This is a genomic window from Paenibacillus roseus (assembly GCF_016424485.1).
Lineage (GTDB): Bacteria > Bacillota > Bacilli > Paenibacillales > Paenibacillaceae > Paenibacillus_D > Paenibacillus_D roseus.
Genome location: NZ_JAELUP010000025.1, coordinates 1 through 24,162 on the forward strand (window position 1 = coordinate 1; position 24,162 = coordinate 24,162).

Consider the following 24,162-nt stretch of genomic DNA (forward strand, 5'->3'; position numbering starts at 1 on the left):
TGAATGTGGAAGACATTAAAGCGAATGCCCAAGAAGGAAAAGTGTTGAAAACTTCTGAAATTCCGGACGCTGCTAAAAAGCAGTCGAGCGGAAAAACGACAGGTGTAAAAAAATAAACCATCATCAGATGGGGATGTCCCATAAGTGTTACTATAAAAAAAGTTGGGCGGAGCATGGTTTCCGTCCAACTTTTTTACTGTTCTCAGTTCTTACTTCACCACGCCGCATGCAATCCGGTTGCCGGAATTACCGGACGGATCGGTTACGTAGTCATCCTCTTTCTCGTGAATGATAATCGCAGTCCCGCCTTCTTTAAGCAAAGAGTTGGGCTTGCCGCGAAGTAAGGTGACATGGGAGCTGGAAATGTCTACATTTACTTCTCCATCTTTCTTGACCTCTATGTTCGGCAGATCGCCGCTGTGGAAGCCCTTCGGATTATTGAAGCCGTGCTGCTTTCCTGTCGGGTTGAAGTGCTCTCCGGCGCTTTTGAAATCCGGGGTATCGCATTTGCCGACATTGTGGAAGTGGATGCCGTGCTTGCCTGGCGGCAGTTTTTCGGCTTCAAGGTGCAAGTGAACCTTGTCTCCCTCCTGCGTCAGCTTGGCTGTACCGATATTCTTGCCCTCGCTGTTAATAATCGGGACGACCAGCGGACCTTCGGAAGCTTCAACTTTCGCAGATATGGTTCCAACCGTCGAGGTCAGAAAAAGCAAACAGGTGAGCATCGCTATTATTTTCATGTGTATCCTCCTGATATTCTATACAAGTTTGGACGAATGAAACGAAAGGCGGAGCCGGAGTGTGAGAGGATTCTGGAGAAGCGAAGCGCTCGCCTTTGTTCCCGGATTCCTCAGAACCTTTCACACGCAGGCCTCGACATTTTTTTTCACCTTATATATCAAAAGCATTATCCTTAGCATGCACATAAAATTGCATAATATGTATAATTCTGTTTTCATTTATTGTCATGATGTTTTGTAATCCTGTGAGGTGTTAATAGTAAATAGGTGCTTAATTCGATTTGGCTACCATTCATTACATTCCAGAGGCGGCGCTTCCGGCGGATAATGGTGTATACTTTTGTCCCGTAATCACAAAATAAACAAGGATATTGACATCCTTAACTGTAACTGATAAAATTACAGTATGAATCGGGGTGCCATGTATGAACAGCGAATTTACCATAGCCGTCCATAGTCTTGTGCTGCTGGCCCATCTGCCAGAAAGGATGGCGCGCAGCGAATATATCGCAGAGAATGTGCAGACTCATCCTGCCCGAATTCGCAAAGTGATGGGATTTTTAAGACGCGAAGGCTATGTCGAGACCCGTGAAGGAACCCGCGGCGGCTATAAGCTAATAGCTGATCCTTTGACGGTTACACTCGGCGACATCTATCGCTGTATAGCGAAGGGCACACTCAGTCCCAGCTGGTGTTCAGGTGACCCGGACATGGATTGTGTTGTAGGTTCGAACATGCAGGAGGTTATGAACCGTATATTCTGTACGGCAGAGCGTCAGCTTGAAGCCCATTTCAACGGGATTACGATTCAGGAAGTACTGGGTCAGATTCATGAGTGCGAGCAATGTTGATGTGACGGGTAATCCCTTAACATAGCTTCATATTACCTTGAGAGGATGATTATAATGGCAGTAGTATTGACTAAAGATAACTTTAATCAAAGCATTGAAAACGGCGTATCGGTTGTAGATTTCTGGGCTCCATGGTGCGGACCTTGCAAAATGCAGCTCCCAATCGTAGAAGAACTGGCAACTGAAATGGAAGGCCAGGCTACGATCGGCAAAATCAACGTGGATGAAGAGCCAGAACTGGCTTCCCAATTTGGCGTTATGAGCATTCCTACCCTGATTGTGTTCAAAGACGGTCAGCCTGTTGACAAACTGGTTGGTCTGCAAAGCAAAGACGCGCTCAAAGGCAAAATCCTGGGCCAACTGTAAATCATACATTTTCTATAAAGAACCTCCTGCTTTAAAGCTGCTCCCCCGCAAAGGGGATGCTGCTTGGCAGGAGGTTTGTTTTTTCAAGATACAGAATCGTTTGTGTTTGTTTCAGTACGTTCAAGTCGAGTATAGTCAATAACTCTCCTCTCTTGACCTCCTTCGTAATATAACACCTACTTTATTTAGAAATGCACATCGTTATGAAAGCGATACCAAATTATGATAAAGAGGTGAACGATTTACATAAGCGAGTGCTTGCGGTGTCAGTTGCACTGCACTTGCGTATCCTAGGAGGTCTGTACAATGAAACGTGCAAGGTCTGTTTTGGCATTTATGCTGGCATTGCTGCTCGCGCTTACAGCAGCGCCTGTCTATGCGAATGAGGCATTGCTGCAGGGTGAGGGCGAATTGCAGCAAGAAGCGGCACAGGAACTGGCTGTTGCCCCTGGGCTGGAGTCCGGCTATGTAAGAATTCAGAACAAGTGGAAACGCAATTATTTATACGAGGATGAAAGCGGTGTTGTCCGCTACGGTTTTCCGGCCTATGACGATAAGTCTGCGCAATGGCTCATTGAAGATTACCAGGGCAACAAGCGTATTCGAAACCGGGCAACCGGCCATTACATCACAATCGCTGATGTTCAGAAAAGGCGTGATCCGCTGACGAGCCGGGAAATTACAACGAGCACGTTGGCGGACCAATGGACGATTCATGAGTCCAACCGTGCGGGGTTCGTGGTCATCAAGAGCGCGACAGTGCCAGAGAACGCCAACCTGGTTATTCACCAGGAGGATCAGCTTGGGTTTGCCGAGGTCAGCAATGATATTAATATCACCTTCGAAAGCCCGCAATGGGCGTTTGAGCCGGTGGAGGCTGCCGCTCCGGTACGGCTGGCCAACAAGTTTCGTGCAGGACAATATCTGTATGAGGGGGAAGGCGGCGCTGTCGATTATGGCGAAACTCCGGCTTTGAATCGCAACTCGCACTGGATTTTGGAGCCGGGCACGACACCTGGCACTTACCGTCTTAAAAACCGCGCAACTGGGAACTACGTGACCCAGGTTGAATTCTGGGAACCGATTACAGCAAAACCTTTGGATCATACATCGAAAAGCGAGTGGACGATTAACCCGACCGAGAGTGGGGACTTCATCACGATTCAGAATGTAGATGTTTACCAGTCAGAGTCCAAGGTTTATGTCCTCAATACCCAATATGATGACATTCATGCACGGTCTAACGACTGGTCTGTGCCGGAACGCGACAATGCACAATGGCGGGTAGAGGTAGCCCCGGACGTGCAGCCATACCGTATTGCGAATTTTACGCCTGAAAAGGTCAGTAATGCCTATTTGCATGAAGCAGGAGGCGTTGTGAACTATGGTTCGCTAACGACTGATCCCGGACAGAAGGCTTTCTATCAATGGGTGACTGAGAATTTTAACGGCAAGCAGCGGCTGCGCAATTTGGCCACCGGCCATTATATCACGCGCGAAGGAGCAGGCCCCGTCACCGACCCGCTGCGGGTTGCGCAGCTTGAGGTTAGTACGGCGGCGGACCAATGGACCATTATCAACTCCAAGCTCTACGATGATTATAAGACGATCCAAAGTCAGGCTGGTCAAGGCGAGTATTTGCACATTCAGAACAGTACTGGCGCTGCTCAGGCAGGGGCAATTCCCCCAGGGGAGGATGCGGCGCAATGGCTGTTCGAAGATCCCGTTTTAAGCGGCGACGGCTCTCCGCAATATTTTCGCATTCAAAATGAATGGAAAGCTTTCGTGCTCTATGAGGATGAGGCAGGGCAGTTGAAGTATGGCAATGTGGCCGAAGATGATCATAAAGGGCAATGGCTGATCGAGCGTTTCAAGGGACGCAAGCGGATCCAGAACCGGGCCACGGGCCATTATATCAATCTGGAGCGTGTGTCCGAAGGAAAAATCAGTGTGTCTGACGTTGACGATGAGTGGAAAAGCGCGATTTGGGTCATTGAGGATATTGACGGGGCCAAGCTGATTCATAGTGTGCTGGACGCCAATGAGGTTCCTGAACAGCAAAAATACGTCAATCTGGAAAATCTGACCAAGTATCCAGAGTACGGCGTCATTAACCCTAAATGGGGAAGCACGCACTGGCGGTTTGTACTGGTGACGGATACTGTGCTTTCGAATGTCAGACTAAAGAACAAGGCCAACGGAAATTACCTCTATGAAGTAACGGAAACTGGCGATGAGCTTGGCAAATTAAAATATGAAGCGCTGCCGGAGACGGATCAACGTTCGGTGTGGTATCTGGAGAGAACTGGGGACGGACCTACATCTGTACGGTTGAAAAATCTGGTTACCGGTCATTATGTCGCCATGGAGCATGTGGGCCTAGATGTCGAGCAAGATGCGCCGCCGCAGCAAATAATAGCGCAAGGCGATATCTGCCCATGCTGGGGCAGCGCAAAGTGGCTGATGGAGCCAGGCGTTGAAGAAGGGCTCACGATTTTGAAAAGCGGCTGGGCCAGCCATCTGCTGTATGCCGATGAAGAGGGTTTTACCAAGGTCAGCAAGCTAGTGGCGGAATCAGACAGCGCGCAATTCATCGTGGAGCCTGTTGTATTGCCCTCCGAGCCGCTCCCGAATGCACCAATTCGCATTAAAAATAAAGCGACCGGCGAATTTCTGTATGAGAACAACGGAGGAATTGTCCTCTATGGCTCGGTAGCTGAGAACAACGGCTACAGCCACTGGTTGATTGAGGATCGCGATGGCGTGCAGCGGTTGAAAAACCGGGCGAGCGGCCGTTATATCACGATGAATCACGACTATGATTACCTTGAGGTGAAAGATGCGGATATCGCAAACGCTGCTTCGCAGTGGGCCGTTGAAAGAACGCCAGGCGGAGCTGAATACTTCATCCGCAGCCTGAACGGCAAGTATAATGATGAGCTGATTCATGTGGAAAATCGTGTCGGATATCCGGAACGAGGCTTGTACCCGGTATCATTAGGCACCGTACAATGGGTCTTCGAACTGGCGCCGGAGCAATTCGAAAAGCCTGCGATGGGGGAGGAAAAGACATATGACACCGCGACTCCCAGCTTTAATGCGAACAACTACGTAAGGATCAAAGGGAAGAAGAGCACAGATTATTTGTATGAAAGCGACGGTAAGGTGCAACTCGGTAAAGTCTCGGAGAATAGAGAGAGTTCGCAGTGGCTGCTGCAGGATTATAATGGACGCAGACTGCTCAGGAACAAGGCCTCCGGTAATCTGATCGCCTGGAGCGAAGAGGGACTCGTTACTGTGTCCGGTGATGCCAGAGGGGAAGATGCAGCCCAGTGGACGATTGAAGACCGCGCAGGTTACCAGCAACTATTCCATGCAGCAGGACAGAATGGAACGCTGCTGCTGGACAGGGGTCAAGTCAAATACGGTGTGCCGGATCAAATCGAGCAGTCACTTTGGCAGCTTGTTCCAGTAGCTTCCAATCAGCGATATGAGGCCGAAAAGGCATTTTATTCCGGAACAGTTGCATTGGACACCTTGCATGATGATTATAGTGGTGAAGGTTATGTTGGCAGCTTCACTGCAACTGGCGACAAGATCACATTTACGGTCCATGCCCAGTCAGCCAGAAGCTACAACACGGAGCTTCGTTATTGGAGTGAAGCTGATGCTGGCAAGACATTAAGCCTGTATGTCAATGGTCTCAAAGTGAAGCAGCAGTCCTTCGATCCGGCGGAAGGCGAGCCGGGCTGGGCCGATGCGGGGATTGCAATCCGGCTTCGCAAAGGGATCAATACCATCACACTGCAAAAGGATGCCGCGGACACAGGAGACATCTGGCTAGACGGCCTGCTCGTAAAAAACAGTGTGGGCCTCGATTATCGGGGAGCAACAGTGCCTTATATTACCTATGAGGCTGAACACGGCAAGACAAACGGTGAACTGATCGGTCCGTCCCGCAAGTACCGTGAGATTGCCTCCGAGGCTTCGGGGCGTCAGGCGGTAAAGTTGGCGCAGGTGGGCCAGTACGTGGAGTTCGAGCTTGCGAAGCCCGCTAATTCACTTGTGCTCCGCTACGTAATTCCGGACAGCGAGGACGGAAGTGGACGGAATGAGACGCTTGCGCTCTATGTGAATGGCGTGTTCAAGCGCAATCTGTCGCTCAGCTCCAAGCACGCGTGGGCATACGGCAGCTACCCATGGTCGAAAGATCCGAAGCAGGGCAATGCCCATCGATTCTTTGCGGAGACTCATGCGCTGATTGGCGATATTAAGGCAGGCTCAAAGATTCGATTGCAGAAGAATTCCGATAATAAAGCGGACTATTACGTTATTGATCTGGCGGATCTGGAGCAGGTGGACGGCCCGCTTGCGAAGCCGGAGGGCTTTCTGTCTGTGACGGATTTTGGCGCTGTTGCAAATGATGGTCAGGACGATACAGAAGCTTTCGATCGTGCTGTTGCCGCTGCGAAGGAGCAGGGCAAAGGGGTATGGTTCCCGCGAGGGGAGTTCGTGCTGAATCAGGATAATATTATTCTGGACAACATCACGATTCGCGGCGCGGGCATGTGGTACACCAAGCTGATTGGAGCCAAGTTCATAGGAAAAGGTGCGAACATCGGCGTCTATGACTTGCTCATTGACGGCGACCTGAATGTCCGTGATGATGAAGCGCTGACACATGCCTTCTACGGCGGATTTGGTCCCGGGTCTGTCATTCAGAACGTATGGGTGGAGCATTCCAAGACCGGGTTATGGTTATCCAGAGTCCGGGGCGGCGAGGAAATGACCGATGGCTTGCATATGGTTGGACTGCGGCTGCGCAATTTAATGGCGGATGGCATCAACTTCTCAGTCGGTACGAAAAACAGCTTGATGGAGCAATCCGTAGTCCGCTATCCGGGGGATGACGGCATCGCCATCTGGTCGGCGGAAGGAGTTGCCAGCGTCAACAATACAGCGAGGTTCAATACCGTCGCCTTGCCATGGCTGGCAGACAACTTCGTCATTTTTGGCGGGATCGGCAATAAGCTCCAGGATAACATAGGAACGGACACGATTACGAACGGAGCAGGTATTGCGGTCTCAACACGGTTCAATCCGGTTGAGTTTGGCGGGACGACAATCGTCGAGCGCAACACGTTGCAGCGTACAGGAAGCGCAGATATGGCCTACAGCATTAACCTCGGGGCGATTTGGATTTTTGCAGGGGAGAAGAGTATTAACAGCCCGGTTATTCTTCGGGACAATGTAGCGCTGGATAGCACGTATGCGGGCCTGACCATCCACGGCCTCGGGTTCAATCTGAATCATGTATCCTTGCAAAATATCGTGCTGGACGGTATGGGCACCAACGGTATAGATGTCACAAGCAACGTAGCAGGCAATCTCTTGGCAGATAACATCATCGTACGTGGTGAGAAAATTGCTACGATTAACAATAATAACGACAGGCTGACATTCACGGAGCGTAATGAAGGCTTTGCCAACCGTCCGAAGCCGTTTCTAGTTGAGCTGGAAGACGGCAGTCGTGGACCGTTCCTGCTTGCTCCAGATGAGCAACAAGCCTTGAGAGTACTTGGCCCATCCGGCGAAGATGTGACAGATGACGCAAGCTTTACAGTGGATGAAGAAGACATCGTGGCCCTTGATGAAGATAATCAGCTAATAGCCTTGAATGTGGGCGCAACAGAGTTGATCGTCCAATATGGCGATGACAGCCGTGTCTTTACAGTTGAAGTGAAGGAACCGGTCACCTTTATTTCGGACCCGGAAGAGGAAGAGGAAGAAGAGAATGAAGGCGGCGGAGCGGTATACTACCCTAGCGGCAACGTCTCAGATACCTCATCTGAATCCAGTCAGAATTCCAAGCTGAAAGAGCAGGCTGCTGGCAACACCAAGCGGATTGTATTCGGGCCAAATGAGCTTGGGGCTGACGGACAACTGACGTTCTCTGCTGAAGAACTGCTGGCGGCTGCAAAAGCAAGCCCGGAAAGCATTCTTGTAATTGAGCAGGGAACGGCTACCTATGAATTTCCGCTTGCGCTTGTGCCTGAATTGTTGAAGCAAACAAAGCTGACTACGGACAGCAAGCTGGTCTGGAGTTTTACCGTGAAGACGGCTGATCAGCAAACAAGAGATACGATCAGGACAAAAGCCGAGGCATCGGGAATTCGATTGGCAGGTCTGCCCGTAGAGTTTGGCATTACGGTGTCTGATGGCAGTCAAACGGTGGCGATTACCAGCTTTGGCCATCATTATGTCAAACGAATTATTACAGCGGATGGTGAACTGGATGTCCATACAGCCGCCGCATTTATCTTTGATCCTGTTAAGGGCAGCTTCCGTTATGCGCCAGCCCTGTTCCAGGCGAAAGACGGCAAGACGGTTGCCGCCATTCTGAGCACCGGCAACAGTATTTATGTGCTGGCATCTAATCCAAAGTCATTCCCGGACATTGAAAGTCATTGGGCGAAGGCAAATATTGAACGTCTTACGTCCAGACAGATTGTCAGCGGAGTAAGCGAATCAATTTTTGCACCGGCACAGACCGTAACGCGTGCGGAGTTCGCGGCGATGCTGACAAGAGCGCTGGGATTGCAAAATGATAGCCAGAAAATAGCCTCTGACTTTAAGGATGTTCCGGCACCTGCATGGTATGCGGACAGTGTTGCTGCCGCGGCGAAAGCTGGGCTGCTGAAAGGTTATGCCGACGGTACTTTCCGTCCGAATGCCACGATTACTCGTGAGCAAATGGCCGTGATGGCCGCTAATGCGATAACCTTTGCCAGAAACGCCGGGGCAGATGTCCCACAGGCCATCAGCAAAGCGCCCATCTTCAAGGATGAATCGGACGTTCATACATGGGCAGTGGAGTCGGTGAGGCAAGCTGCCGCCGCTGGAATTTTGGAGGGCAACAGCAAAGGCCAATTCTTGCCGCTTGATAGGGCGAGCCGTGCGGAAGCTGCCACGATTATCGTCCGCTTGCTGCAATATGCGCAACTGCTGAACAAGTAAAGATTTCGTAATAAGAGTTACCCGATAATAGATGTGTGCACATACAAAATGCAAACAGGATCGCCCTGAGCCGCTGATTATAGGTCAGCTCAGGGCGATCCTTTTGTTATTGTGCTTAATCCTTTCAATCGCTATTTTGCACGGCAACGCCGTTTACGCTTGATCGAGGGGGTAACCCAATACGTTTGCATATGTGTTTCTTTTAACGGCTGCGATTGTCTAGCTGCTCCCACCTTGCCCCGAAATGACGGCCTGCATCAAGCAAGCTTTGGGTATAGGGGTGATGCCCGCTCCTGTACATATCAAACGCGCCGAACTGTTCGATTACCTTCCCCTCCTTCATAACGGCGACCTCGTCACACAGTCCGGGGACGAGTGACAGATTATGGGTAATGAAGAGGAGAGTAAGCTGTTTCCGGGCTTTAAGGGTTTGCAGCAGATCGATAATTTTGGTTTGGTGAATGGTGTCCAGGTTCGAGACAATTTCGTCGCATACTAACAGCTTGGGCCTTATTATGAGCGCCCGGGCAATGCAGGCCCGCTGGTATTGGCCGCCGCTGATCTGGCCGGGCCGCGCACCCAGCAAGGCCGAGGGGATTCCGGTCATTTCTGCATATTTGTGAACAAGCTCGAGTCTGCGGGACTTGCCCAGGGAGGTAAAATGCAGCAGCGGCTCCTCGAGACAGCTCCCGATGGTCATTCTCGGATTCAGAGAAGCGGCATTGTTTTGAAAGACGAATTGCATCTCCTGATACCAGCTTTTGAAATCGGCGGTTCTGCGAACGGGCGCGGGTCTGCCCTGGAGCAGCACTTCACCGGAGGTTGGACGCTCCAGAGCCATAATCATACGGGCGAGCGTCGATTTGCCGCTGCCGCTCTCCCCGACAATGGCCAGTGAGCGCCCGGCTTCAACTTCAAGCCGTATATCCTCAAGAATGAACTTTCTGCCTATAGTTTTGTACACATGGCGAACCTCCAGCAACGGGCATCCTCCTTTCTCCAATACTAAGACTGGTTGGGTTGTTACAGTCACATGGAACGCACTGCAAGGTGCGAGCGTTTGGCTGCCTCGACAAGCTGCTGCGTATAAGCGTGCTGTGGACTGCCGAGAATCTGAGAGGCAGGACCTTGCTCGATGATGAGGCCCTGCTGCATGACGGCTGCCTCGTCAGCGAGATATCCGGCAACGAGCAGATCATGCGTGACCAGCAGCATGCTCATCCCGGCTTCGCGAGTCAGTTCCCGCAGCAGATCGACAATTTGAGCCTGGGTTATCATGTCCAGAGCGCTGGTCGCTTCGTCGGCGATCAGCAGCTGCGGCTCCAGGATGAGCGCCATTGCGATCATCACGCGCTGGTTCATGCCGCCGCTAAGCTCGGAAGGATATTGCTTCATGACCAGCGCAGGAGCTTTCAGCTCGACTTTGCCGAGCATCGCCTGTGCGCGTCTCTCCGCTTCCAGTCGGGTCAGCGGCAAATGGCTGCGCAGCAGATCACCGAGCTGCCGCCCGACAGGAATCGCCGGATGCAGCGCTTGCTCGGGATGCTGGAAAATGATGCTTATTTGCCTGCCCCGCACCTGCCGCCACTCCTGCTTGCTGAGCATGGCCGTATTCCGGCCCCGGAACAGAAGCTCCCCGCCCATGGCAAGGCCATAGGGCAGTATGCCCAGCATCGCTTTGACCGTCAAAGTCTTGCCGCTGCCGCTTTCCCCGATCAGCGCAAGCGTCTTGCCCGCCCGCAGGGAGAAGCTGCTGCCCGCAACGAGCAGGCGCCCGCTTCGATCCGCTACGGACAATTGATGCGCTTCAGAAATTACGGTCATCGACAGATCCCCCTTATTTCAGCTTGTACCGGCTTCGCAGCTTCTCCCCGCAGATCTGGAAGGCGCAGGCCGTCAGAAAAATCATCAGACCGGGAAAGAAGCCGAGCCACGGTGCAAGCTGGATATAGTTTTTGCCGTCGAGCAGCATCGCTCCCCATTCCGGGGACGGCGGTTGGGCGCCGATACCAAGGAAGGACATGCCGGAGAGCGTCAGAATAATCCGGCTTACGTCAAGTATGATCATGGTCAGCACCTGCGGCATAATATTCGGCAGGATATGTCTCATCATCGTGGAAAGGCCGTAAGAGCCGCTGACCCTTGCAGCGAGAACGAACGGTTCTTTTTTCACATCATGCACAAGTCCTCTGATCAGGCGGACATATTTGGCCCACCATGATAAGCTAATCGCCAAATAAACATTCTCCATCCCCACGCCGAGAAAGCCGATGATGACAATAGTCAGCAGCAAATTCGGCAGTGCGGTGAACATATCGGTCGCGCTCATCAGTAGCATATCGAGACGGCTGCCGTAGTATCCGCTAATCATTCCTGTAACGACGCTGATGACCGATACGACTGCGAGAATAATAAAGACGGGAAAGACGGAATGAACAATCCCTGCAAGTACCCGGCTGAACAGATCGCGCCCGAGATAATCGGTACCGAACCAGTGTGCCGCGCCGGGCGGTCGAAGCTTGGCGCTGTAGTCCGTCTCATACGGATCGAACGGCTGGAACCAGGAGCCCAGGAGGCCGCAGACAATCAACGCTGCAATGAACAACAGGGCGGCCATTACCGTTGTGTTCGTTGCGAATCGGAGCTTCAATTCTCCCACCTCTGTTTCTCCAGTTGAATGCGGGGATCGACGGCATAATAGCACAAGTCGGTCAAATAGTTCAGCAAGAAGATTGCGGCGGCAACAATCAGGGAGCAGCCCTGTATCACTGGGAAATCACGGCGATTAATCATGTCGAGCATATATTTGCCGATTCCCGGAAAACTGAATATATTTTCCATCACAATAGCAGCCCCGAAGAAGGCGGGAAAGCTGCTGCCGACAAGCGTGATGAATGGGACGAGCATGGAGCGAAACAGATAAGACGGGTACAAAACGATACTTTTCAGTCCGCGTGCCTGGGCTGCTTCGATGTAGGGCGCTTGCTTGTACTCTACCGTGAAAGAGCGCAGCATTCGGATAAAATAGAAGCTCTGCACGATGCTGATCGCCAGTACCGGCAGTACGTAGTGCCGGACTGATCCGCTCCCGATGATCGGAAGCAGCGGCCAAAGGACGCCAAACAGCAGCATTAGTATAATCGCAAGCCAATATAACGGAATGGACAAGCCCAGAACCGACAGGGCATACGTTACCCGGTCCAATCGAGAGTGCTCGCGAAGCCCGGTTCCGATGCCTAGCGGAATAGAGATGAGCAAGGTAACCGCATAGGAGGATGCGATCAAGGTCAGTGTAGGCGCAAGTCGGCTTGCAATCTCCCCGGTGACAGACAGACCCGTCAAATAAGAGGTTCCAAGCTTCCCCTGCAGCAGTCCGGTGAGCCAGAGCAAATATTGCGCAGGCAGAGACTGATCCAGCCCCCACTGCTGCTCATAGGCTGCAACCACGCTCTGATCGCGGGCTGCGCCGAAGTCATTCAGCAGCAGTCTGACGGGGTCGCCGGGGGCCATATGCATAAGCGCAAACACGAACAAGGTGAACAGCAGCATCGAGAGCAACAGCATCCAGAACCGGCTTATGGCATAGCGCAGCATGTTATTCTCCGGCAGTAAGCAGATGCCATTTGACAGGATCATCTTCAATGGAAGCGAAGGTGAAGCCTTTAATCTTGCTGCTGTGCACGAAGGTTTGGCGGGTATAGTACATCGGTACGGTCATCGCTTCTTCATGCATTCGGGTGAACAGCTTGTCGAAGATTGCCTGCTGCTCCGGCTCCGATATCGTATTGGCGATTTGATCCAGATATTCAGTCAATTGTTTGTCCTGATAAGCGACTGCAGGAGTCTCCTTGGTATCGTAAAACAGCGAAGAGAGGAACCGATACGGGAGCTGGGCATCGGTGTAGGTCCGATAAAGCAGCAGATCATATTCCTTCGTATCCCACAGCGTATTGTAGTAAGAGGCGCGCTCCTGATTCAAAATGTCGATACGAATACCGATTTTCTTCATCTGATCCTGGAAAATCTCGGCCATTTCCTTCCATTCCGGGTATTCCTCCGTCTGAATCACCAGCCTGAGGGCAAGTTCCTTGCCGTTTTTCTCATATAGCTGCTTGTTGTTGTTCCAGACAAAGCCGGATTTCTCCAGAAGCTGCTTGGCCTGATCCGGGTGGTAGCCGTAGAACGGCTGATTGTTGTCCGTCACAAAAGCGACGCTCGGCTGGAACAGCCCTTTCACTTCAGCCCCCTGACCATTCATCAACACACTCGAATCCTTGCCCAGATTAATCGCTTGCCGGACGTTGCGATCAGCCAGAAACTCCTGGTGCTGATTGATTACCATAAAGTAGGACATGGTGCTCGGGTGCTGTTCAATTATGAAATCCTTGTTGTTCTCAAATAGCGGCAAGTTTTCCAACGGGATATTCCCTAGCTCGCCGCCTGCGATATCCGCTTCGCCATTTTGTAGCGCAAGAACGCGCGCCTGCGGATCGGTAATGACCTTCAGCACAAGGTTATGTGTGGACGGCTTCTCCCGCCAGTAATGTTCGTTCGGCGCAAGCACAGTCTCGACATCTTTCTTGTAGCTTGTGATCTTCCACGGTCCGGTGCCGATCGCCTGCTTGAATTCTCCGTCTACAGCGCCAGCAGGGCTAACGGCATTCGGGCTCATAATCCGCAGCGGACGAGCCTGGCTCAGCTCCAGCAGAATCTGGCTGGCCATTTCCTTGAAATGAATGATAACCGTATAGTCATCCGGGGTGTCGATGCTTTGCAGCTTGCGGACAAGCTCCAGCGGAGCCGTGTCTTTGTTGGCGGCAGCCCGCTCCAGCGAGAATTTGACTGCCCCGGCTGTCAGAGCGCTCCCGTCGGAGAACTGAACGCCTTTGCGCAAGTGGAAGGTATAAGTGGTGCCGTCCGGTGTTGCTTCCCAGCTCTCGGCAAGGCTTGGGGCGAGCTTGCCGCCGCCCTGATAGTCGACGAGCGCCTCATAGACAGAGGCGTGAACATGGCGGGAGCCGTTGTAGCTGGCTGCATCAAGGCGGTCACCTTGCGCATCCTGGGTCGTAGCGATGATAATTGGCCTGGAAGCTTTGTGTTCTTCCTGCTGGGCGGGCTTGTCCGCGGATGCGGTATCGGCAGCGCCTGACGGTGCCGATGGAGCCGAAGAGCAGGCGGTCAACGCAAAGAACAAGGCAAAGCTGAGCATAAGATGACTGCGAAAAAGTCTGAACATGTGAAAGATTCCTCCTGATGTCATAATCGAGCGGCGTTTGATGAGCGATCAAAACGTCTCTCTTATTATTAATCGTAATAATTACAATAATCAAGTTATTTTTTGAAATTTGAGACTCAACCTGAAAATTAGTGCGGGACTTGACAGAGAGGAACGAGCAGCGAAGGGGCAGAGGAATTCTGGAGAAACCGTAGTAGTCGCCTTTAAGCCCGATTCCCCCTGCAAACCTCCATGAAATAAAGGAATCAGGCTTTAACAGCGATCGGAAGAATCTTCTGCCACGCAGTGTTCCCTCCCTCTATTGACAGTAATAATTACGAATAGTAGAATGTTGACGACTGTGAATGAGCGGGAGTGGATGCGCTTGTTCGCCGATTTAGGAGAGCAAAGGAGCTTTTGGACATGACGAAACAGACGAAGCGGCAAGCCACCCAGGTTTATCGGGCTTACTGGGACAAGGGCGCGGACATATACGACAGCATTATTGATAAAGAAATTGCAGATGGCGCGTACGGCAAATGGGAGCAGCTGATCCGGGAGCAGCTTGGCCGGAAGAGCGAAAGTCGGTTAAGCGTGCTGGATGTCGGGACAGGCCCATGTTTCTTCGGCATTTTGCTATCCAGGATGGGACATCGGGTGACGGCGATTGACTCTTCACCGGAGATGATTGCCAAGGCCAGGCATAATGCCGATAAATATGGCTGCGATATCAACATTGTTGAAGCCGATATGATGGAGTACCGCCGTTCCGATCCGTTCGATCTGGTCATCTCCCGCAATGTGACCTGGTTTTTGGCTAATCCGGCGGGTGCTTACAAAGGCTGGTACGAGATGCTGAAGCCGGACGGGGAAGTTCATATTTTTGATGCCAACTGGAATTTGCACCTGACCGATCCCAAGGAGGCGCTGCTCTATCAACAGGCCCATCAAGAGGCAGTGGACAAAGGATATATTCCGTACCGTGAAGAGGCTGAGATTGCGGAAGGAAATGAGCTGTATGTGACACTTCCTCTCAGTTATGTGAAGCGCCCTTCCTGGGATGTGGAAATGCTGACTGCTATCGGATTCAACAGGGTGGAGGTTCGCAGCGGATTTGACCAGCCGTTCTATTCGACCGGAGAACAGATATTGAATCGACACAGGCCGATGTTTGCGATCAAAGCGGTAAAGTAAGCGCTAAAAAAATTTTAGTGTGAATTCCCTCCACATGCAACTTATCCCGGCCAGGCTTCGTTAATAGGGTAGCTAGTATCCAATTTCCAATTCAGGAGGATGTCTATGATCCGGGGTAAAAAGAAAAGTTTGTTCATCGCTTTTGCAACCGTAATTGCTTTAACAGGAACGATTCCGCAGGCTGCATTCGCGGATAAAGCTGCAGGGTCATCCGCTGTTGCTGCAAGTGGCGACAGTAAGGAGGCGCAAGGGCAGGAGCAGAGCGAGAGTCCGATCAATGCCAAGATTTCCAAGGACAAGGCAGATCAGCTGTCCAGAAGCATCCTGAAAATTCCAAAAGAGTATGTGCTGCAGCATGCTTCCTACCAGTCCAATTCGCTGTATGCAGGCAAGCAGAGCAACTGGTCCTTGTACTATACGCTGAAGAAGAATAACAAGACAATCGGCAATATCAGTACTACGATCAACTCCGATACCGGGGAACTGGTCAGCTATAACGCCAGCCTGAACGACCCGAGCCGCAAGCCGTCCTATCCGCCGAAATTCAACCGGGATAAGGCACAGGAAGTGGCAGACTCCTTCATCCAAGATGTAGGCGCCAAATACCGAAAAGACATCAAGTTTGACAACGACCTCGGCACAAATTCTCGCCAACCGCTCAGCGGGGAGGTTTACTATGACTTCCGCTATAACCGCACGGTAGACGGACAGCCGTTCAAGGACAATTACATCCAATTGACGGTAGATGGAGAGGGCCATGTACTGAATTATTCGGTAAATTGGGACCCGACAATCAAATTCCAGAAGGTTGTTCCGGGACTCACGCTGGAGGAAGCGGTCAAACGGTTCCATGAGGAAGCAAAGCCTCACCTCAGCTATACGATTCCTTACAATGCCAAGAACGCGAAAGACCGTCAGCCGTCACTGGCTTACAGCCTGCCTGCATTGACAATTGATGCTGTAACCGGTAAATCCGTCGTGGATGGAGGGCTTCCTTACAAACGCAACACGACAGAGCCTGTCAGTGACAAGCCGCTCGGCTCCAAGCCGGTTGCAGGCAAAGCGCTGACTTCCGAGCAGGCCGAGAAGCGGGTACGCGATGCATTTGCGATTGCTGAAGCCGCCAAGGTGACCGATAGCAGTTATTCGGAATATAAGGACGAAGTAACAGGCAAGACGTATTCTACCTGGAACATTGGCTGGAGTCTGGAGAAGGATAAGAAGACCTTGTACAGCATCCAGGCTGAGGTGAACGCCCAAACAGGTGAAATCCGCAGCTATTATCAGTGGAATAACAATGACAAGTCAATTGATACAAAGGGCGTAACCTATGCAGAAGCCAAAAAAACAGCGCTGGAGCTGGTGAAAAAACAACTTCCGGGCTATGCGCATGAGCTGTACTTGCAGGAACAACAGGATTTGTCCTACTATGATAGCAAGAAGCCATCCGAAATTGGCGATTATAGTTTTTCCTTTGAACATCAAATTAACGGAGCCGTTGCCAGCTATGACCGGGTCTATGTCAATATTGATGCGAATACGGGTGAAGTCCGCAACTACTATTATGAATTGCTGGATTATAATTATCCGTCGAAGCTGCCTGCTGTGATTAGTCAAAATGAAGTGCTGCGCGCGTTTGACGACTTTTACAAGGTCGAGCTTACGTATGCGCTGATTGGCGATAACCAGGATATTGGCATCTCCGATGAGAAAAAGAGGTTGATGATTGCTGCGGGCGAGATTTCGCCGTCCCAAGGTGATGGCAAAGGAACTGGCGAGGCGAAGCTGATATACCGGATGGTGCCGAAGGCGACGGATGAACAGGTCTTCCTGGATGCGGTGACCGGCAAATGGCGCTCCCAAAGCTCGGGGGATGTGACGGATCTGGAGCAGAAAAAAGCGACGGATATCGATGGTCACTGGGCGGCCAGAGAGCTGGAGTTGATGGTCTCCTACAAGGCGCTTGATCTTGAAGATGGCAAAGTACGCCCGAACCAAATTATTACGCGCGGTGAACTGATCAAAATGCTCGTGCTGTCCATGAACGGCGGGGGCGGTTATCGTCCTTACCTCGCTGCAGAGAAGGCTTCTTTCAGTGATGTTAGCACAGACTCCTCCTATTTCCTCTACGTTGAGGATGCGCTGGCTAATAATCTGATTGACCGTGGGGACGGCTCATTCAATCCGGAAGGCAAGGTTGACCGTGAAGAGATGGCTGAGTTGATTGTTCGTGCGCTGGGCTACAATACGCTGGCCGACCATGAGAATCTGTTCAAGATTAACTTCTCGGATGCAGCCAAACTGAAGAAAAAAGGCCAGGCGGCGATTGTAGCCGGACTTGGCATCATGTCGGCGGACAGCAAAGGCAACTTCAAGCCGCAAGGTCAGGTTAGCCGTGCTGAAGCCGCAACAGCGTTCTTCCGCTTCCTTCAGGCGAGAGCGGATTTGAAGGAAGCGCCGCTGCGCGACTAAACGAGGCTTGCTTCATCTAAGGCGGCGATATCGTCTCCACTTGTTAAAACCAGACTTATAGAAATGGCGCCTGCCAAACATGCTATTGCATATCGGCAGGCGCCATTTTTAAAATGATAACTGAAGAGCAACGTCTGAATAAGTACAATGACTCCCTGTTGCCAGATTGGTTGGCGAGGGAGTCTTTTGTCTTTTAACCGTCGTCATGGGTAGTCTGAAACGATACTAATCGCTTTTCTTTTTCTTCTGTTCCGAGAACGGTGTCACAGATTTGGCCTGCTCCACATTGTCGTTGACGAACGCCATATCCTGATTTTTTGCCTTCATATGTGTTGTTCCTTTGTAGTTATTGGCATGTGATTTATTTTCCACAATCGTTCACCTCCCTCGAAACGTTATTATTTTTCAATATCCGGCACGCTATACGTTTTACTGCTGAAAAGCTGGAGATAACGCGAAAGGCTGCTGAAGAAGCAAGACGTTCGCCTTGAAAGGATTTGGCGGAATAATTGCACAATTTTTGTTTTGTCCCCAGTCTGAATGGAATTAATGTGGATAAACAGTGGATATTGTGGATAAGTTTGTGGATATATGTTGTTATTTTGTGGGCACCTTGGGGATAATGATGGGGGAAATCGAACGGAAATTCACTAGGGGGCCAATGTTGGTACACAAATATAAAGGTATAGGCGGGGCTTCTGCACTCCGCAGGAAAGTGTCGCTGTTCTGTTGGCGGGACTTGTAACAATCGCTCGGACAGATCGCCATTCGTAATCGTTGTGTCTGCGCCATCGCTGCCTTTTTCCACTTGTATAGCGTCGTTTCCGATAGCGCACTTTCTTTTCCGTCTGACTGCCCCATTCGTTATTTGGAGGCAGCATTCGCTTTACAATGCTCTCTCTGAGTTCTTTAATTAACCGGATTCATCCTCGTCCACCTCGTTCTCGTTTTTCTCACTATCCATTCATTAAGTAGGTACGACAACTATTCTGGCAGAAGGGCGATTCACCTGAAAGTACATGTTTCTTTCAAATTTTCTAAAAAAAGAAACTTTTATTGGGATAAAGTGTATATTATATAGAATTGAAAAAATTGATGACTTGTTACAATTATATTAACACTGGATAGTGTAATATCCGGCGCTTGCGAGTTGTAACTGACTAAACTCGATTCAAATTCTTGTTGTAATAACCATAGTGAGTTTACAAAAGAAGTATACTTCAGTTAACAATTTACTCTTTACATAAATAGTATGTAAATTCATAGTGATGGTCTCCGCCTTCCTTAAAGATACAACGTATTTCATCTGAGGTCTAAAATTATAAATGGCATGGACATTTAAATGGAAAGGTAATTACAACTAAAAATTATATTATAAGGGAAAAATCTATACTTAATTTAATTGGAGGGTTTGCATTTGAAAAAAATGTTAACAGCAATACTGGTTCCGGTTTTACTTTCTCTTCCTTTAACTACTGCTCATGTTTCATCTACAGGTAATGAGGAAATAAAACGAGATCAATTAGTCCAAAAGGCGATTAAAACTAGAAGTCTATTGGGATTAAATAGTAACTACGACGAAGTAGCTCGAATATTTGAAAGTGAATTAATTGATACTAAGCAAGAAGAAACTTTAGGATTTCCGTTGTTACCAGCAGAGGAGCTTCTCTTGGCAAAAAAAATATCATTTGATGAGGAACTTGAGAGTATTCAAGGAATACTAGAAGGAAAACCATCTATTAATGGTGGAATTACTATAGATGAAGAATCTATTATTATTAACGTTACTGATCCATCTGACAAAGAGATAAAAAGCTTGGAGAAAAAGGGTGGTAATGGAATAAACTTGATTGTAAATGAAGTGGATTATACGCTTGCTCAACTAGAAGGAATAAATAAAGAACTGTCTGAGAGTTTCACATACCTTTCTGATTTAGCGACAGTAAGTATGGTTGGCATAGATGCTAAGAGAAACAAAGTAATTGTGTATTTAAAAGAAGATTCAGAAAAAAATAGATCTGCGATTTTAAGTACTCTTGAAATTAAAGATGCAATTGAGTTTGTAGAGGGGAGTGTTTCATTCAATGATTAAGCTCCGATACACGTAGGTAAGCAAATTGTTAATAATTCCACAAACAGACCTTGTACAACGGGATTACGCCGAAAAGGGATGTAGCAGTAACAGCGGGTGTACAAATATATTCAAAGATAATGAATGTGTAGACTGGATTAGGATTAGGTTACTTTTGGTTCTTTATAGCTCTCTGAGAAGTTAGATACGTCTTTCGGTAACGGACAAAGGCGGCATTGAGGAAACACTTTCGGGTTTCTAGACAGCACCTGGGCGGCAGATTGAGCAGTTCCGACAGATAGGTGCAGGGAAGATTCAGATGAGCGGTACCGATTATCCCTATAAGCTCAGGTTTTAATCGACCGAAAATTAGTCTGCTCAGGCAATGGAGCTTGTCCTGTGTAAGAGAAGGGCTTCCTTTGGCTGGGTGCATCAGGTATAATGGCAAAAGACTATGCTTATGATAAGGGGATGTATGTTTTATGCCACTCTCTTGCGGAATCGTCGGTCTCCCGAACGTAGGGAAATCGACTTTATTTAATGCGATAACACAAGCAGGTGCAGAATCTGCCAACTACCCGTTCTGTACGATTGATCCGAACGTCGGCGTGGTTGAAGTTCCCGACCTGCGTCTGGACAAGCTGACCGAGATGGTCACGCCGAACAAGACTGTTCCAACTGCTTTTGAATTCATCGATATTGCAGGGATTGTAAAAGGAGCCAGCAAAGGCGAAGGCCTAGGCAACAAGTTTCTTGCCAATATCCGTGAAGTGGATGCGATTGTTCACGTGGTTCGCTGTTTCCAGGATGACAATATTACACACGTATCCGGTAAAGTAGACCCGTTGAGCGACATTCAGACCATCAATCTGGAGCTGGTGCTTGCGGACCTTGAATCGGTGGAGAAGCGAATCGACCGTTCCAGAAAAAATATGAAGAGCGGCGACAAAAAATACGCGCAAGAGGTAGAAGTGCTGGAGCGCGTCAAAGAAGCGCTGTATGCTGACAAGCCAGCACGCAGTGTGGATCTGAGCGATGATGAGCGGCTGCTTATTCGGGAACTGCACCTGTTGACGATGAAGCCTGTATTGTATGCGGCCAACGTCAGCGAGAACGAGGTTGCCGATGCGGACAGCAACCCTTACGTGAAGATCGTAAGAGAGTTTGCCGCAGATGAAAATGCCGAGGTCGTTCCGATTAGCGCCAAGGTAGAAGCTGAGATTGCCGAGCTGGAGGGAGAAGACAAGGAGATGTTCCTGGAGGAGCTGGGTCTGGATGAATCCGGCTTGAACCGTCTGATCCGCGCGGCATACAAGCTGCTCGGCTTGTACACCTACTTTACGGCTGGTGTTCAAGAAGTGCGCGCCTGGACGATTCGCAAGGGAATGAAGGCTCCCCAGGCAGCGGGCGTTATTCATACCGATTTCGAGCGCGGCTTTATCCGTGCCGAAGTTGTCTCCTATGAAGATTTGGTGGCGGCTGGCTCCATGAATGCTGCGAAAGAGAAAGGCCAGCTTCGCCTGGAAGGAAAAGAATATGTCGTGCAGGACGGAGATGTTATGCATTTCCGGTTTAATGTATAAAAACAAATCCCCCGAAGACTATGGCTCCTGTGGCGGGTCGGGAAGATAGAAACAAGCAATATGCTTCTATCTTCCCTCCAGGCCGACGGGGGTTTTTGTCTTCAAATAGCAACTCTTGATTATACGAATGAATATCCCTGTCGAAATTGTTAATGAACGCAAAACTGTATCTGCTGCGATCAATTCGCCCATATGGGATTATAGGCTGATCTTAGGCGGAATCAGAATGTTTTGATGTCTTGATCATTTTGGGTACGGTTATGATATAATAAGGGGACGGATATTGATTTTAGGGGTGCATAGTTATGATGTTGGACCGATTGCAGGCGCTTGCCGACCGCTATGAAAAGCTGAGTGAGCTGCTATGTGACCCGGATGTTGCAAGCGATACGAAGAAGCTGCGCGACTACTCCAAGGAGCAGTCTGATCTGCAGGAACCGTATAATGCTTATATGGAATATAAAGAAACCCTGACGCAATATGAGGACGCCAAAGTGCTTCAGGGTGAGAAGCTCGACGATGAAATGCGCGAGATGGTCAAGATGGAGATTGAAGAACTTGGCGAGAAGCTGGAGGAGTTGGAAGAGCGTGTTCGAGTTCTTCTGCTTCCGAAAGACCCTAATGATGATAAAAATGTCATCGTAGAGGTTCGCGGCGCGGCGGGCGGTGACGAAGCTGCTTTGTTCGCTTCGGACTTGTACCGGATGTACAACCGTTTTGCTGACAGCCAGGGCTGGCGTGTAGAGGTGCTGGATGCGAGCGAGAATGATCTTGGCGGTTATAAAGAGATTATCTTCATGATTTCCGGCAAGGGTGCGTACAGCAAGCTGAAATACGAAAGCGGCGCGCACCGTGTGCAGCGTATTCCCGTTACGGAGTCCGGGGGGCGTATTCATACGTCGACATCCACGGTAGCGGTTATGCCTGAAGTTGAAGAAGTGGAGATTGAAATTCACGACAAGGATATCCGCGTCGATACGTTCTGTTCCAGCGGTGCTGGCGGGCAGTCTGTTAATACGACGAAATCTGCTGTACGGGTCACGCATATTCCAACTGGGATTATGGCGACCTGTCAGGACGGAAAATCGCAAAATGACAACAAGGCCAAAGCGCTGCAAGTGCTTCGTGCCCGCATTTACGATATTCATCGCCAGGAAGAGGAAGCCAAGTATGCAGGGGAACGCAAAAGCAAGGTTGGTACCGGTGACCGCAGTGAGCGCATCCGTACCTACAATTTCCCGCAAAGCCGTGTGACCGATCATCGTATCGGACTGACGCTGCATAAGCTGGATACCGTTATGAGCGGTGAGATGAATGAAATTATTAATGCACTGACCGTTGCAGAGCAAGCTGAATTGCTGGAGAGAGAGAATCTGGCTTAATGCTTGCGGACAGCAGCATAGTCTGGGGGTAAAGATGATGAATGAGAAGGGGAATGCAATTGCATTGTCTCATCATCCCGGCATGACCCTGAGAGAAGCCTGTTTGCAGGCTTCTTCTTTTTTATCTGGGGCGGGCGTGGATGAAGCCCGAGCCAATGCCGAGCTGCTGCTGATGCATCTGCTCGGCATGGAGCGTGCAGCGCTCATCCGGGATTGGGGCGAGCTGCTGCCGATAGATATATGGGAGCAGTGGACGGAACGGGTGAGACGCAGGGCGGCGGGCGAGCCTGTGCAGTATATTATCGGGGAGCAGTGGTTTTACGGGCTCCCCTTCACGGTCCGACCGGGCGTGCTGATCCCGCGCCCGGAGACGGAACTGCTCGTCGAGGCGGTATTGGCTGCCGCTGACGAGCTATGGCCGGAGGCCCGCGGCGCGCAGGCTGGTCGCGCCGCGGGCGGAGAGGCTGGCGGGGACGAAGCCGCCAGCCAGGATGGGGCTGGCCCTGCGGCTGTGCAGCAGGGCCGGGTTGTGCCGACGGTGATCGACGTCGGCACCGGCAGCGGCGCCATCGCCGTGACGCTGGCTGCGCAGCGTCACGCGTGGCGCGTATGCGCGTCCGACTTGTCGGAGGACGCGCTTGAGGTCGCCCGCACGAACGCTGCCCGCCACGGTGTTGGCGGGCGCGTGCAGTTTGTGCGGGGCGACCTGCTCGGGCCATTCGTGCAGCAGCGGCCCGGCAGCGGCGGCAGTCCCGGCGAATTGGCCGGGCTGCGCGCCGATGTCCTTGTCTCCAACCCGCCGTATATTCCGGCGGGCGACCTCCCGCACCTGCAGCGCGAGGTACGGGACTATGAGCCGCGGCTTGCGCTGGACGGCGGCGCCGACGGCCTCGACCCTTACCGGCGCATGTTGGCGCAGCTCCCGGAGCTTGCCCGGCTTCCGCGTCTCGTCGCCTTTGAGCTGGGTATGGGCCAAGCGCAGCAGGTTGCTCAGCTATTGCGGGATTACGGCGCTTGGGAAGATATTCGGATTATTACCGATTATGGCGGAATCGAACGTCATGTTATCGCATTATCTGCTAAATAATTCCCCCTGATAAATTCGGCTCAACCTAAAACTTAGTGGTTGACATCGAGGAGAGAGCAGCGAAGGGGCAGAGGAATTCTGGAGAAACGATCGTGGTCGCATTTAAAGCCCGATTCCTCCTGCTAACCTCCATGAAATCAAGGAATCGGGCTTTAACAGCGATCGGAAGAATCCTCTGCCACGC

At 50.8% G+C, this 24,162-nt stretch carries 16 protein-coding genes; 9 read left to right on the plus strand and 7 right to left on the minus strand.

Annotated elements, in window-relative coordinates; genetic code table 11:
• Nucleotides 1–209: 209 nt before the first annotated feature.
• Nucleotides 210–740: a superoxide dismutase family protein gene (locus tag JFN88_RS08605; RefSeq protein ID WP_199018917.1), complete on the minus strand. Its 531-nt coding sequence runs from the start codon at nucleotides 738–740 to the stop codon at nucleotides 210–212.
• Between the two features lie 425 nt (nucleotides 741–1,165).
• Between JFN88_RS08605 and JFN88_RS08610 the strand changes: the two genes are divergently transcribed.
• The 3 genes from JFN88_RS08610 to JFN88_RS08620 all read left to right on the plus strand — a co-directional run bounded on the left by JFN88_RS08610 (nucleotide 1,166) and on the right by JFN88_RS08620 (nucleotide 8,974).
• Nucleotides 1,166–1,591, plus strand: coding sequence for an Rrf2 family transcriptional regulator (locus JFN88_RS08610; protein WP_199018918.1), 426 nt, complete (start codon nucleotides 1,166–1,168; stop codon nucleotides 1,589–1,591).
• Nucleotides 1,592–1,645: 54 nt separating this feature from the next.
• Nucleotides 1,646–1,957 (plus strand): thioredoxin, encoded by a 312-nt coding sequence (gene trxA, locus JFN88_RS08615; protein ID WP_199018919.1) that lies wholly within the window; start codon nucleotides 1,646–1,648, stop codon nucleotides 1,955–1,957.
• A gap of 306 nt (nucleotides 1,958–2,263) precedes the next feature.
• Entirely contained in the window at nucleotides 2,264–8,974 is a 6,711-nt protein-coding gene (locus JFN88_RS08620) for an S-layer homology domain-containing protein (RefSeq protein ID WP_199018920.1), read from the plus strand.
• Nucleotides 8,975–9,176: 202 nt separating this feature from the next.
• Here the strand turns inward: JFN88_RS08620 and JFN88_RS08625 are convergent, their stop codons facing one another.
• The 5 genes from JFN88_RS08625 to JFN88_RS08645 form a co-directional block, all read right to left on the minus strand.
• A complete protein-coding gene (locus tag JFN88_RS08625) occupies nucleotides 9,177–9,938 on the minus strand; it encodes an ABC transporter ATP-binding protein (protein ID WP_199018921.1) in 762 nt (253 codons plus the stop codon).
• Between the two features lie 65 nt (nucleotides 9,939–10,003).
• Nucleotides 10,004–10,798, minus strand: a complete 795-nt coding sequence (locus JFN88_RS08630; RefSeq protein ID WP_199018922.1) for an ABC transporter ATP-binding protein — start codon at nucleotides 10,796–10,798, stop codon at nucleotides 10,004–10,006.
• A 13-nt stretch (nucleotides 10,799–10,811) separates the two neighbouring features.
• Nucleotides 10,812–11,633, minus strand: a complete 822-nt coding sequence (locus tag JFN88_RS08635; RefSeq protein WP_199018923.1) for an ABC transporter permease — start codon at nucleotides 11,631–11,633, stop codon at nucleotides 10,812–10,814.
• Nucleotides 11,621–12,568: an ABC transporter permease gene (locus JFN88_RS08640; protein ID WP_199018924.1), complete on the minus strand. Its 948-nt coding sequence runs from the start codon at nucleotides 12,566–12,568 to the stop codon at nucleotides 11,621–11,623. Before JFN88_RS08640 ends, JFN88_RS08635 begins: the two co-directional genes overlap by 13 nt.
• Before the next feature lies 1 nt (nucleotide 12,569).
• Nucleotides 12,570–14,210, minus strand: coding sequence for an ABC transporter substrate-binding protein (locus JFN88_RS08645; RefSeq protein WP_199018925.1), 1,641 nt, complete (start codon nucleotides 14,208–14,210; stop codon nucleotides 12,570–12,572).
• A gap of 402 nt (nucleotides 14,211–14,612) precedes the next feature.
• On the opposite strand from JFN88_RS08645, the gene JFN88_RS08650 reads away from it, so the two are divergent.
• Together JFN88_RS08650 and JFN88_RS08655 are read left to right on the plus strand one after the other, a co-directional pair.
• Nucleotides 14,613–15,383: a class I SAM-dependent methyltransferase gene (locus JFN88_RS08650; RefSeq protein WP_199018926.1), complete on the plus strand. Its 771-nt coding sequence runs from the start codon at nucleotides 14,613–14,615 to the stop codon at nucleotides 15,381–15,383.
• Between the two features lie 105 nt (nucleotides 15,384–15,488).
• Nucleotides 15,489–17,855 carry an S-layer homology domain-containing protein gene (locus tag JFN88_RS08655; RefSeq protein WP_199018927.1) on the plus strand — a complete coding sequence of 789 codons (2,367 nt, stop codon included), beginning with the start codon at nucleotides 15,489–15,491 and terminating at the stop codon, nucleotides 17,853–17,855.
• Nucleotides 17,856–18,080: 225 nt separating this feature from the next.
• Here JFN88_RS08655 and JFN88_RS08660 read toward each other — a convergent pair whose 3' ends face one another.
• Entirely contained in the window at nucleotides 18,081–18,227 is a 147-nt protein-coding gene (locus JFN88_RS08660; protein ID WP_199018928.1) for a hypothetical protein, read from the minus strand.
• 1,045 nt (nucleotides 18,228–19,272) lie between these two features.
• On the opposite strand from JFN88_RS08660, the gene JFN88_RS08665 reads away from it, so the two are divergent.
• The 4 genes from JFN88_RS08665 (at nucleotide 19,273) to prmC (ending at nucleotide 23,978) form a co-directional block, all read left to right on the plus strand.
• A complete protein-coding gene (locus JFN88_RS08665; RefSeq protein WP_199018929.1) occupies nucleotides 19,273–19,947 on the plus strand; it encodes a hypothetical protein in 675 nt (224 codons plus the stop codon).
• Nucleotides 19,948–20,408: 461 nt separating this feature from the next.
• Nucleotides 20,409–21,509, plus strand: a complete 1,101-nt coding sequence (gene ychF / locus JFN88_RS08670; protein ID WP_199018930.1) for a redox-regulated ATPase YchF — start codon at nucleotides 20,409–20,411, stop codon at nucleotides 21,507–21,509.
• Nucleotides 21,510–21,817: 308 nt separating this feature from the next.
• Nucleotides 21,818–22,891 (plus strand): peptide chain release factor 1, encoded by a 1,074-nt coding sequence (gene prfA / locus JFN88_RS08675; protein WP_199018938.1) that lies wholly within the window; start codon nucleotides 21,818–21,820, stop codon nucleotides 22,889–22,891.
• A gap of 34 nt (nucleotides 22,892–22,925) precedes the next feature.
• The gene (gene prmC, locus JFN88_RS08680) at nucleotides 22,926–23,978 is read left to right on the plus strand and encodes a peptide chain release factor N(5)-glutamine methyltransferase (RefSeq protein ID WP_379166390.1); all 1,053 of its coding nucleotides are present in this window, start codon (nucleotides 22,926–22,928) and stop codon (nucleotides 23,976–23,978) included.
• Nucleotides 23,979–24,162: the final 184 nt, after the last annotated feature.

What these genes read in the sequence shown, in the direction of transcription:
- JFN88_RS08605 (WP_199018917.1), bottom strand. Translation starts at nt 740, where the DNA reads ATGAAAATAATAGCGATGCTCACCTGTTTGCTTTTTCTGACCTCGACG.
- JFN88_RS08610 (WP_199018918.1), top strand. Translation starts at nt 1,166, where the DNA reads ATGAACAGCGAATTTACCATAGCCGTCCATAGTCTTGTGCTGCTGGCC.
- trxA (WP_199018919.1), top strand. Translation starts at nt 1,646, where the DNA reads ATGGCAGTAGTATTGACTAAAGATAACTTTAATCAAAGCATTGAAAAC.
- JFN88_RS08620 (WP_199018920.1), top strand. Translation starts at nt 2,264, where the DNA reads ATGAAACGTGCAAGGTCTGTTTTGGCATTTATGCTGGCATTGCTGCTC.
- JFN88_RS08630 (WP_199018922.1), bottom strand. Translation starts at nt 10,798, where the DNA reads ATGACCGTAATTTCTGAAGCGCATCAATTGTCCGTAGCGGATCGAAGC.
- JFN88_RS08640 (WP_199018924.1), bottom strand. Translation starts at nt 12,568, where the DNA reads ATGCTGCGCTATGCCATAAGCCGGTTCTGGATGCTGTTGCTCTCGATG.
- JFN88_RS08645 (WP_199018925.1), bottom strand. Translation starts at nt 14,210, where the DNA reads ATGTTCAGACTTTTTCGCAGTCATCTTATGCTCAGCTTTGCCTTGTTC.
- JFN88_RS08650 (WP_199018926.1), top strand. Translation starts at nt 14,613, where the DNA reads ATGACGAAACAGACGAAGCGGCAAGCCACCCAGGTTTATCGGGCTTAC.
- JFN88_RS08655 (WP_199018927.1), top strand. Translation starts at nt 15,489, where the DNA reads ATGATCCGGGGTAAAAAGAAAAGTTTGTTCATCGCTTTTGCAACCGTA.
- ychF (WP_199018930.1), top strand. Translation starts at nt 20,409, where the DNA reads ATGCCACTCTCTTGCGGAATCGTCGGTCTCCCGAACGTAGGGAAATCG.
- prfA (WP_199018938.1), top strand. Translation starts at nt 21,818, where the DNA reads ATGTTGGACCGATTGCAGGCGCTTGCCGACCGCTATGAAAAGCTGAGT.
- prmC (WP_379166390.1), top strand. Translation starts at nt 22,926, where the DNA reads ATGATGAATGAGAAGGGGAATGCAATTGCATTGTCTCATCATCCCGGC.